This is a genomic window from Pantoea sp. AG1095 (assembly GCF_003208415.1).
GTDB lineage: Bacteria > Pseudomonadota > Gammaproteobacteria > Enterobacterales > Enterobacteriaceae > Pantoea > Pantoea leporis.
The window spans coordinates 82,789-93,198 of the sequence record NZ_QKMJ01000014.1; the positions used below are offsets into that span (position 1 = coordinate 82,789).

Here is a 10,410-nt window from a genome sequence, read left to right on the forward strand (position 1 = left end):
ATGAAAGCAGCCGGTAAAGGTCCAGCACTACTTCGCCTGAACAACCTGAAGCGGGTGATGATGCAACTGCGCACCACCCGCATCACCTCCCGCCAGGATCTGGCATTAGCGCTCGAGCTGAGCAAAAACACCGTTTCACTGATTGTCGATGATTTGCTGGAAGCCGGGCTGATCAATGAGCTCGGCCCGGTTAGCGTGGCGTCAGCGGGCCGGCCGAAAATCGAAATCTCGCTGCGCGCCGAAAAGCTGAAAAGCGCGGGCATCATGGTGGAGCGCCAGGCGATTCACTGGCGCGTGTGCGACTATTTCTCGCAGGTGATTGCCGAGCAAACCTGGCGCACCGAAACCAGCGATCCTGAGCAGTTGCTGCATGAGCTGGTGGAAGTGTGCCAGACCTTGCACGCGGCGCATCCCGAGCTGCTCGGCGTGGCGATTGGTTTCCCTGGCATCATCGATCCGCATCGCGGCTGGGTGCATTTTTCCGCGCATCTGGGCTGGCAGGATGTGGATGTGATGACCATCCTCAGCCACGAGATGCCGCTGCCGCTGCGCATCATGAATAACGTCAAAGCGGCGGCGCTGCTTTCGGTGCAGCAACTCGAACTGAATAAGTCGCAAAGCCATTTCTATCTGCGAATTTCTGAAGGATTAGGTGGCGCGCTGGTGGAACACGGCGAAGTGTTTACCGGCAGCAGCTGGACGGCGGGCGAGATCGGCCATCTTATCGTGCAACCTAACGGCGAACGCTGTAGCTGCGGTCGCTTAGGTTGTCTGGAAACGCTGGTGAGCAAACCGGCCATTCAGCAGCAGCTGGCAAAACGCAAACCGGGCCTGCGCTGGCAGAATGGCGAGAGCGAACCGGAAATCCTGAAAGAGGTGATGACGCAGGCGGGCACCCACTTGGGCAACGCGTTGAGTCAGGTGATGCAGCTGGTGAATCCGGCCAGCATCATTATTGATGGGCCGTGGAATGCGCAGCCAGCGTTTGTGCAGGCGGTGCAGCAGGCGGCGCAGGCCGGTGCGCTGGCCTTTACCTTCGCCCATACCGCGCTGCATTTCCTGCCGCTGCGTATCGATCCGGCCAACGGCTTAGCGCTGGCGGTGATTGAGCAGTACGAACGCCTGAGTTAACAAGGGCGCCATAAAGGGCGCCCTGCAGATCCCTATCCTTACCGATTAATGCCGTGGAATATCAAATGATTCGCTCGCCTTCACGGTGGACGTCGTCTCCGGCAACTCTGCTTCGACGTTAAATTTACGCAGCACCAGCGCATGAATCTTCTCAAGCGACACGCCGGCCGTCTCTGGCAGGTAGCGGAAGGTGAAGAAGTACATACCCAGCGAGAAGATTGCGAACAGCAACAGCGGGAAGCCACCGTGGAACATATCCAGCAGCATCGGGCTGCTGTTCATGATCGGGAAGGTGCTGCTGATAACAAAGTTGGCCATCGACATCGCGCAGATGGAAATCCCCACGCAAATCGAACGAATCTCGGTTGGGAACACTTCGCCCAGCACCGTCCAGACGATCTGCCCCCACGTCATACCGAAGAAAATCATGTAAGCGAACAGGCCAATAACCGCCAGCATACCCGGCAAGTGGTAATAGAAGGCGATGAAGGAGTAGGTCAGGCACACGCAAGAGGTGATTGCGCCCAGCAGCAGCAGCTTACGACGACCGACTTTATCGATCAGCATCATCCCCGCCAGCACGCCAATAAACTGACAAATCGACAGCCAGAAGGTTTGCAGCAGCGCTGAGTCAGTGCTGCCCGCGACGTTTTTCAGCAAGGTTGGCCCAAAGTACTGAATGACGTTGATACCGCTGATCTGGTTACCCACCGCCAAACCGATGCCGACAATCAGCAATGGAATGGTGGTTTTATCCAGACGCAGACGCGATTTGTGCTGCTGCGCGGTTTTATCAGAAAACGAATGTTTGATTTCGTTGAACACGCTCTCGGCATGTTCGCGGTTAGAGATTTTGGTCAGCGTATCCAACGCTTCATCGTACTTGCCTTTCAGCACGTTCCAGCGCGGTGATTCTGGGATAAAGGCGATGAACAAAATAAACAGCGCGCACGGCACCAGCGCGGTGGCGAGGATGTAGCGCCAGCCTATGTTGATCATCACATCCGGCAAGGTGGATTTGGTGATGAAGTAGTTGGTCAGCAACACTACCGATTGTCCGCCGACGCAGCACACCGCATAGAGCGCGGTGGTACGGCCACGAAACTTCGAAGGCGACAGCTCGGCCAGATAGATAGGCGAAATCACCGAGGCCAGGCCAATCGCTAATCCGCCAATCATGCGGAAGATGACGAACACGGTGAAGTTATGCGCCAGCGCCGTGCCGATCACCGAAACGGTAAACAGCAGGGCGGTGATGGCGAGGGATTTTTTACGTCCCAGCTTGTCACTGAGGCGCGGTGCCATAAAGCAGCCGATCAAACTGCCGAGCAGGATATTGGAAACGGCCCAGCCGGTTTCAGCGGGCGTTAACTGGAAATATTCACTTAAGGGTTCGATTGCACCGGAGATAATGGAAGAGTCATATCCCATCAGCAGACCGCCGAATGCCGCGACAGTACAGCAGAGAATGACATACTTCATGTTGTAGCGTTTTTGCCTGGTATCCATTGTTATAGCCCCTTGTCTCTACGGCCTGAACGTTACTTGTCCAGAAAGAGGGTGGTGTAGGTTTCGATGTTCAACTTTTATTCACGCGAGGTCTTCGTGTTGGAATATATGTTCTAAATGATGGTATTTGGATCATTTTTTCCGAAAAGTGTGAAGGGGGTGGCGAAAATTGCCGAATAAGTCGTCAGGAGTATGCTTATAGCCCAATGAAATGATAGGTTTTTCATCAACTCACTCAGTAAGGGCATTGCACAATTTGCTTTTTATTGGAATTTTCATTCTGTTGAATATGTGGGTTTGCCGGGTTTATTTCACCCGACGGAGCGCACGGGTGCGTTTCATTTTTTAACAGGCAACGGGCATAATACGTTGATTATCAGCCCCTCTTTGCGGACGCCGTAATGAAAACGCAGCGCATCACTCTGGACGATATTGCTACCCTGGCGGGCGTCACCAAAATGACGGTAAGTCGCTATCTGCGCACGCCGGAAAAGGTCAAAACGGAAACGGCGGAGAAAATCGCCAGCGTGATTGCCGAAATTGGCTACGTCGCGGATAGCGAAAATGTCTCAGCGACCAAACAGAACCCACCGCGCATCGGCGTGTTAATTCCTTCTTTTAATAATCAAATCTTTGCCGACTTGCTGGCGGGTATTGAATCGGTGACCAGCGCGCACGGTTATCAAACGCTGGTGGTCAATTACGACTACAACGCCCAGCGTGAAGAGGAGCAGATCGCCACGGTGCTGGCCTTTAACATCAAAGGGCTGATCCTGACCGAATCTGTGCACACTGTGCGCGCAGAAAAATACCTAAACGCCGCCAACATTCCGGTGGCGGAAGTGATGGGGCTGACCGAGGCGCGTGGACGCATCAATGTGGGTTTCGACAACTATCGCGCCGGCTACGACATGACGGCGATGCTGCTGGCCAGCGGCAAACAGCGCGTTATCTATTTTGGTTCGATGTCCGATCGCCGTGATGAGCAACGCTACGCCGGTTATCGCGATGCGGTTGAAGCGGCCGGGTTGCCTGCGGGCCGGATTGTGCCGAACAAAGTCTCTTCGGTATCGATTGGTACCGGCATGATGACGCTGGCGCGCCAGCTCTATCCGGAGATGGATGCGATTCTTTGTACCAATGACGATCTGGCGGTTGGCGTGCTGCAGGAGTGTCAGGCGGCGCGCATTGCCGTGCCACAAGCGATGGCGATTGCCGGTTTTCACGGGCTGGAAATTGGTCAGGCAACCACGCCACGCTTAGCTAGCGTGATCACGCCGCGCTTTGAGATGGGAAAAGTGGCGACGGAGATCATCCTGAAAAAGATCAACCAGCAGCCCACCATCGAGCAGGTCGACCTGCATTATCGCCTTTCAATGGGCGCGACCATTTAAATCACGGCGCATAGCGCAGATGAAGCAGCGGAAAAGGATTTCCCTGACCATCCAGCGGCGAGCGGCCGGTGATAACAAATCCCTGATGCTGATAGAAACCTAGCGCCTGCGGATTCTGCTCGTTCACATCCAGTTCGGTGACATTCATTTGTTCGATGGCGAAGCGCAGTAGCTGTTTGCCTATGCCGAGACCAAACACTTGCGGCGCGACAAACAGCATCTCCAGCCGATTATCCGCCACGCCGAGAAAACCGACGATGTTCTGTTGTTCATCGCGATAAACACGCAGCTCAACCATCGGCAAATATTGCTCGCGCACTAACGGGCGCAGAGCGCGGATATTCGCATCTTGCAGGAAATGATGCGTCGCCCGCACCGAGGCTTCCCATACCGTGGTTATCGCCTCGAAATCGCTCCTCTGCGCGGGGTAAATTCCTTTCATGGTGTTCTCCTTGATATTTTCGTGTCATATCCGTAAACGCTGATGATTAAGCTTTTGACTCGATGATAGCGCGATAAATTGTTGCCACTTCACTCCTTTGTTAGAGTGTGGTGAATTTTAGAGGAATGATTTATGCCGCGCGATAATCGCTTGTCCCGCTCGTTGCACGCACTGATACATCTGGATCGGCACGTTAAACGCGCCACTTCAGAAACGATGGCTAAAATGTTGGGCACTAATGCGGTGGTGGTGCGCAGGATGATGTCCGGCCTGCGTGATAAAGGGTATGTGGTGTCAGAAAAAGGGCACGGTGGTGGATGGGAGCTGCGTGTGGCGTTAACGGAAATATCCCTGCTGGATGTTTATCAGGCAATCGGCGCACCAGCGCTGTTTAGCATTGGTCCGGCTGCGGAGCCCTCGCCTTGTCTGGTTGAGCATGCCGTTGATGCGCAACTCGATCAAACCCTTAGCGAAGCGGAAGCGCTGTTGTTGAAGCGCTTTAGCCAAATTACTGTTGCCGATATTAGCGACGATTATCTGAGTAAAATGGCTAAACTTGGCCTCCCGTCCGATACCTTCCCTAAATGCAGTGAATAACCGATTTTTCCCGGCTATTCATCACATCGGTTAATCCTGTTTTTGTAAGGTGATTTGTGCTTCATGCTTCATGACGTGCGTAGTAATGGCCGCTTGGAAAACCTTAAACATCAAACCATTAATAAAGGTTGTTAGCGTGAGGGTGATAAATGCTGTCATCAGCCAGTCAGCAATTGCCATTCCGCTATGTAATAAATCAGGGTGATAAACCACCATGCCGAAAAATACCACCCAGTGGCTCATGCAATAGAAGCAATGAAACAAATGACCCAATAATGCGTTCTTTTTAGCGGTCCATGCGCGTAATCCCGCGAATAGCTCAGTTTGGGTAATTGTCATGGAAATACTGGCCGATGCCAGTGCGATCGCCAGGCATATTGACAGGTTCGATATTATTAAGCTGCTCATACATTCTCCTTTTCATCTCAAAGTATCATTTCATGTAACTAACAATATTACATGATGCATTTGGCTACAAGATGCCGAAGAGTCCTAGCTGTAGGAACAGCCATAAATTGGCGAGTTATCGTTATTTATTGGCTTTTGACCATCACATAGCCAGCTAACGTCTTCTTATAATGCTTATCAGTTAATCGCTGACACCGAAATTTCAGAGCGCACTGATCGTAGCGGCGCAATTTATTGCGCGATAAATCGCGCCGCTACGGGATGTGCGACGATTTATCGGTATCACGGTATTCATTTCGACATCAGGAGGAAAGATGGATATGCACGCCGCCTTTATGCAACAACTGATGCTCTGGATTGAGGACAACATTGAGCAGAAACTCATTCTGGAAACCGTGGCGCGCCGCGCCGGCTATTCGCAGTGGCATCTGCAGCGACTGTTTCGCAGTTACACCGGCGTCGCGCTGGGTACCTATATTCGCGAGCGCAAGTTAACGGCTTCGGTGATTGCGCTGTTGAACAGCAATATGCCGCTGATGGATATCGCCATCAAATATGGCTTCGACTCGCAGCAAACTTACTGCCGCACCTTCCGCCGCATGTTCGACCTGCCGCCAGGCGCGTTCCGTCGCAAATATCAGCACAGTTTGCCGGACATTGATGGGCCTGCTAGTTTGCTGTTTTTGCATCCGCAGAGTCGGCTGGCGGCGTAAAGTATTTGCCGGGCGTTGAGCCAAACGCGCTGCGAAAAGCGCTGATGTAGCTGCTAACGCTGTCGAATCCGACCTGCCACGCCACTTGCTGCACACTTTTGCCCGCGGCCAATCCTTCCAGTGATTTGAGTAAACGTGAAACCTGGCGATAGCGCGTCAAGCTCATGCCGACCGCGCTGGCCCAATGACGGCTGAGGCTGCGCGGGCTGAGTCCCGCCCAGCGCGCCAGTTCGGGCCCGGTGCGTGTATCGGCGGGGTCGTCCATCAACAGGCGTGCAATCTGCAGCAAGCGCGGTTCCGCCGGCAGCGGTAACGTCAGCGGATGTTCCGTTGATTCATATAACTCATCCAGGAACACCTCGCACAGGCGATGGTAGCGCGCGCTGCCCCAGTGATCGGGCGATAAGGTTGCCAGTCTTTCCGCCAGCGGCTCCAGCACCGACGGGCAGGAAAGCAGGACGGGATGATCCGGCAAGGGCGTGGCCAGCGCATCGTCCACCAATACTGTCCAGCCAAGCACCGGGCCCGGCCCGATGATCGCATGTTCAAAGTAGGGCGGAATCCAGCCCACCAGTCGCGGCGGATTGGCGAAAATACCCGACGGCGTTTTCACCGTCATCAATCCCTGCTTCAAACAGAAGAGTTGCCCGGCGGCGTGGCGATGGGTGAAGGTTTCACGGTCCAGCTGCTTCGCTAACGCAGCGGCAATCACTTTCGGCGCATCCGGCTGCAGCAGGCGCTGACGCAGCTCAGCCTGACGCGGATTGCCGGAAAAAGTCAGAGTATCGGTTGGATGGATTAACATGCCAGGCTCCACAATGCGATGAAGGAGCAAAGTGGCGGAGATAGGTGGGGAAGTAAAGCGTGGGTGTGTATAAGTTGAGGAGTGAAAGGGCGGGATGCGGCCCAGCGGCGATCATTTCGATTTCTTAGGGATTGTCTGCCACTGCAGCAGACCGGCAATGTTGTTTTCACCTTCTGCCTCTTTTAAACGACGCTGTTGCTCGGCGAATTGACCGTATTCAGCCTGCGCTTTTTCATCGGCCATTTTCTTACTGATTGAACCTGCACCTTGCAGCACATCGCGATCGTTAAACTGCAAAAATTGATCGAGTTTGCTCTGCCAATCGCGAAGAAAAACCTGCTGGCGGCGGCGCGCTTGATCTTCTGCGAAATCCAGCCACATCGTGACCACGCGATTAAGCTCGCTCACTTCGTCCTGAACCAGATAATTTTTAGCCACGGTGACATCGCTTCTGCGCACCTCTTCACCTTTGAAACTGGTCAAACCCATATGAGGTTGGCTGGCGTTGGCGCGCAAATGAATCAGCTCGGCAGCGGTATAACCGGTACAGGCAAAGTGCAATTTGTTCTGAATGGTTTGAAAAAACTGCGTGGTCTCTTTGAGGGAAGGTTGATAGTCAGCCGCTAAGGCAAAAATCTCGCGAACGCGTAAATACATCCGACGCTCACTGGCGCGAATGTCGCGAATACGCTCCAGCATCTCATCGAAATAGTCAGGTACTGCGGATGAACCAACCGGCGGATTTTTCAGCCGCTCATCGTCCATCACGAAGCCCTTGACCAAATATTCTTGCAGGGTTTGCGTTGCCCATTGGCGGAACTGAGTACCGCGTGCAGAGCGGACGCGATAACCTATGGCGAGAATCATTGGCAGGCTAAAGTATTGAACCTGATAATTTTTTCCATCGCTGGCAGTTGTTCGGTAAAACCGAACAACTGAATTTTCCAGCAATTCACCCTCTTCGAAGATGTTTTTGATATGCCCACTGATGGTCGCTTTCGCTTTATCAAACAGCTCACATATCATGGCCTGAGAAAGCCACAGAGTTTCGTTTTCAAAGCGACATTCAACCCGCACTTTCCCATCGCCGCTCGCAAACATGACAAATTCGCCTGCTGGTGATGGTGTGGATTGCTCCTCTGACATGTCGCCTCCGCTCTTTTAGGATCTGGTGCACAGTATGCCAGAGAGACGCAATGAAGCTCATTAGTCGATTAGCGATTATTTTATCAACTGCAGCGCAGCAGATTTGGTAAACGGTTGGGGTGCTCCGCAATTACAACCTCTTTATCAGCGTCTACAGTTAACTTATCCACCTCCCTTCACTAAGCCTCTGACACCATGAGCCTTTCCCTGATGCATTACCTTCGCGCGCGTCTGCGTTTGCTGATTTCGATTGTGGCTGGCGTGGCCTGTTATTTCTTCCTGCCTGCGCACCTGGGCATGTTGCAGCGTCTGCTGATTGGCTGGAACGTGCTGGCATGGCTCTATCTCGCATTTCTGTGGCTGCGCATGCTAGGCACCGAGGCCAAAGATATTCCGCATATTGCGAAAATCGAGGATGAGAGCGCGACGCTGGTGTTGAGTATGGTGACACTTACCTGCCTGGTCAGCATTCTGGCAATTCTGATGGAACTCACCACGCTGAAGAGCCTGACGGGAACGCCACGCGTGCTGCATCTGCTGCTGACCGCGGCAACCTTGGTGGTTTCCTGGGCGCTGCTTCCGACGTCATTCGCCATGCATTACGCGCATCATCACTATCTGCGTCGCAGCAAGGATGTCACACCGATGATCTTTCCTGAAAAGCCCGAGCAGCCGGGATACTGGGATTTTCTCTACTTCTCTTTCACCATCGCGGTAGCTTCGCAAACTGCCGATGTGGCAACGGGCACCACGGATATGCGGCAAATCGCTCTGTTACAGTCGGTGATTTCGTTTGTATTCAATCTGGCGATTTTAGGGTTGTCGGTGAATGTGGGGGCGGGGTTGTTGAGTTAGCTGGGATGAACTGTAAGTGGCGGAAGATCACAGGAGTCATTGCAGAAGATTAAGTTATTGAAAATAATTGGATCATTATATAAATGACTTTCTATTTATACATGAATCTATACACATTTCTTTTGCGTGAATGCGTTATGAGAATGATGAAACACATTATCGAAATGTGCAGAAAAGATTTTACTAACTATTCTTCACACTATTCACTCATGTTTTTTTATCTATAAAAACAGGCTGTTATGCTGTGATCAATGGGTGCAGGGTGACGGTTATCATTCATCTCCGGTGAAGTCTGGTCGTGAAAAAACCGTCTTTGTCCGTTAAAGGATAGTCATATCCTTGTGGGAACATAGCACTTCGGTGGCTAGCAGGTGCTGCTCTCTTCCGTGAGCACGAGATTAGTTTGCACACTTTACGTAGCTTGAGATGGTGATGCCCTTACACACGTATAATGGCTCAAGTGTCAGGCAAACATATTCCTGCTGAGCGGATTCATGTAACCCTTGGCCTTAATGTAGGCCACATAGGTGTGATAGAGGTAGCGCTTAGGCTGGAGAGGCCTGATGCTGGCGTTCCCCATATAGAGCGCATTCGGCTCTGACGTGGTGAACAGGTAGCCACAGAAGTTTACTATCCGATCTGCGTCACGTTTGATGCGCATGGCTTCATCTTTTTTTGCTGAGACTGAAGCAACGCTCTGGCGTCCTGCTACTGGCTGAACTGCTGCATTAGCTGTCGCACGGTAACGGCCAGCTCGCCGCTGATTTTTTCCTTCAGTTGGGGATATCGCACGTTTGGCGGGATGATTTCAGGAAAATGCAGGATTACCAAACGGCGTGATACGTCGCCACTGCGGTCAGTGAAGCGCATCGGGTTATTATTCACCGCTAGTATCACCGCCGGAATATGTGTGGAATAGGCGTGCTGGTATTTCGTATCGCGCCGCTAATTGCCTTTAGGCCAGCGCCGTCGCCACTCCATTTCTTCTGATCGGGCAGCCTTATTAGCGAGTGGCCAATTACCGCCGCAAGCTCACGGGATGATTCCAGCGTTTCGTGACACGGCTTTGTCCGCACAGGACAGCATGGTGGCGATTTCCGCCATAATGCTTTTGCCGTTGCTGCCGAGTCCGGTGACTTTCAGAAACAGCTGACATTCGTTACGGTTCGCCAACACCACAAACAGTACAGCGAGAATAATGTTGCGTTTTTCTGCGTTACCTCTGGTGGCACGGTCTAGTCACTACCAGAAAACTGACGCATAAGCTTACAGTATTTCACCTTCTGCAGGGTTTATATAGGCGACAGTCCGTTTAGTGCTGTGAGTTCAATGGGTCGATGCAACGCTATCCTTAATCAAGGGGGGCGTTGCCATGAAACGAAGAACTCGGATTAACTACACGCCAGAGCA

10 protein-coding genes and 1 pseudogene are annotated in these 10,410 nt (G+C 52.6%); 5 read left to right on the plus strand and 6 right to left on the minus strand.

Annotation, left to right across the window (positions count from 1 at the left end; genetic code table 11):
* Window positions 1-1,131, plus strand: coding sequence for an ROK family protein (locus DEU53_RS21045; protein WP_101763869.1), 1,131 nt, complete (start codon window positions 1-3; stop codon window positions 1,129-1,131).
* Window positions 1,132-1,176: 45 nt separating this feature from the next.
* Here DEU53_RS21045 and DEU53_RS21050 read toward each other — a convergent pair whose 3' ends face one another.
* Entirely contained in the window at window positions 1,177-2,640 is a 1,464-nt protein-coding gene (locus tag DEU53_RS21050) for a sugar porter family MFS transporter (protein ID WP_110868258.1), read from the minus strand.
* Window positions 2,641-3,041: 401 nt separating this feature from the next.
* Between DEU53_RS21050 and DEU53_RS21055 the strand changes: the two genes are divergently transcribed.
* Window positions 3,042-4,034 (plus strand): LacI family DNA-binding transcriptional regulator, encoded by a 993-nt coding sequence (locus tag DEU53_RS21055; protein WP_110868259.1) that lies wholly within the window; start codon window positions 3,042-3,044, stop codon window positions 4,032-4,034.
* A 1-nt stretch (window position 4,035) separates the two neighbouring features.
* Here the strand turns inward: DEU53_RS21055 and DEU53_RS21060 are convergent, their stop codons facing one another.
* Entirely contained in the window at window positions 4,036-4,476 is a 441-nt protein-coding gene (locus DEU53_RS21060) for an acetyltransferase (protein WP_110868260.1), read from the minus strand.
* Window positions 4,477-4,608: 132 nt separating this feature from the next.
* Between DEU53_RS21060 and DEU53_RS21065 the strand changes: the two genes are divergently transcribed.
* On the plus strand, window positions 4,609-5,073 hold the full coding sequence (locus DEU53_RS21065) for an Rrf2 family transcriptional regulator (RefSeq protein ID WP_110868261.1): 465 nt from the start codon (window positions 4,609-4,611) through the stop codon (window positions 5,071-5,073).
* Between the two features lie 30 nt (window positions 5,074-5,103).
* Here DEU53_RS21065 and DEU53_RS21070 read toward each other — a convergent pair whose 3' ends face one another.
* Complete coding sequence (locus DEU53_RS21070) at window positions 5,104-5,481, minus strand: DUF1360 domain-containing protein (RefSeq protein ID WP_192414310.1); 378 nt, start codon at window positions 5,479-5,481, stop codon at window positions 5,104-5,106.
* Between the two features lie 314 nt (window positions 5,482-5,795).
* Between DEU53_RS21070 and DEU53_RS21075 the strand changes: the two genes are divergently transcribed.
* Window positions 5,796-6,194, plus strand: a complete 399-nt coding sequence (locus DEU53_RS21075) for a helix-turn-helix domain-containing protein (RefSeq protein ID WP_101763864.1) — start codon at window positions 5,796-5,798, stop codon at window positions 6,192-6,194.
* On the opposite strand, the gene DEU53_RS21080 is transcribed toward DEU53_RS21075, so the two are convergent.
* Together DEU53_RS21080 and DEU53_RS21085 are read right to left on the minus strand one after the other, a co-directional pair.
* Window positions 6,151-6,999 (minus strand): AraC family transcriptional regulator, encoded by an 849-nt coding sequence (locus tag DEU53_RS21080; protein WP_110868262.1) that lies wholly within the window; start codon window positions 6,997-6,999, stop codon window positions 6,151-6,153. The genes DEU53_RS21075 and DEU53_RS21080 overlap by 44 nt on opposite strands.
* Before the next feature lie 111 nt (window positions 7,000-7,110).
* A complete protein-coding gene (locus DEU53_RS21085) occupies window positions 7,111-8,145 on the minus strand; it encodes a virulence RhuM family protein (RefSeq protein ID WP_146222859.1) in 1,035 nt (344 codons plus the stop codon).
* Window positions 8,146-8,340: 195 nt separating this feature from the next.
* Between DEU53_RS21085 and DEU53_RS21090 the strand changes: the two genes are divergently transcribed.
* A complete protein-coding gene (locus DEU53_RS21090) occupies window positions 8,341-9,000 on the plus strand; it encodes a DUF1345 domain-containing protein (protein ID WP_101763861.1) in 660 nt (219 codons plus the stop codon).
* Window positions 9,001-9,469: 469 nt separating this feature from the next.
* On the opposite strand, the pseudogene DEU53_RS21095 reads toward DEU53_RS21090, so the two are convergent.
* Window positions 9,470-10,239, minus strand: a pseudogene (locus DEU53_RS21095) (primase-like DNA-binding domain-containing protein); the annotation flags it as partial.
* Between the last annotated feature and the right edge of the window lie 171 nt (window positions 10,240-10,410).

Bases quoted from the DNA above. Each gene is read 5' to 3' on its own strand.
- DEU53_RS21080 (WP_110868262.1), bottom strand. From the start codon at position 6,999: ATGTTAATCCATCCAACCGATACTCTGACTTTTTCCGGCAATCCGCGT.
- DEU53_RS21065 (WP_110868261.1), top strand. From the start codon at position 4,609: ATGCCGCGCGATAATCGCTTGTCCCGCTCGTTGCACGCACTGATACAT.
- DEU53_RS21085 (WP_146222859.1), bottom strand. From the start codon at position 8,145: ATGTCAGAGGAGCAATCCACACCATCACCAGCAGGCGAATTTGTCATG.
- DEU53_RS21050 (WP_110868258.1), bottom strand. From the start codon at position 2,640: ATGGATACCAGGCAAAAACGCTACAACATGAAGTATGTCATTCTCTGC.
- DEU53_RS21060 (WP_110868260.1), bottom strand. From the start codon at position 4,476: ATGAAAGGAATTTACCCCGCGCAGAGGAGCGATTTCGAGGCGATAACC.
- DEU53_RS21075 (WP_101763864.1), top strand. From the start codon at position 5,796: ATGGATATGCACGCCGCCTTTATGCAACAACTGATGCTCTGGATTGAG.
- DEU53_RS21055 (WP_110868259.1), top strand. From the start codon at position 3,042: ATGAAAACGCAGCGCATCACTCTGGACGATATTGCTACCCTGGCGGGC.
- DEU53_RS21090 (WP_101763861.1), top strand. From the start codon at position 8,341: ATGAGCCTTTCCCTGATGCATTACCTTCGCGCGCGTCTGCGTTTGCTG.
- DEU53_RS21070 (WP_192414310.1), bottom strand. From the start codon at position 5,481: ATGAGCAGCTTAATAATATCGAACCTGTCAATATGCCTGGCGATCGCA.
- DEU53_RS21045 (WP_101763869.1), top strand. From the start codon at position 1: ATGAAAGCAGCCGGTAAAGGTCCAGCACTACTTCGCCTGAACAACCTG.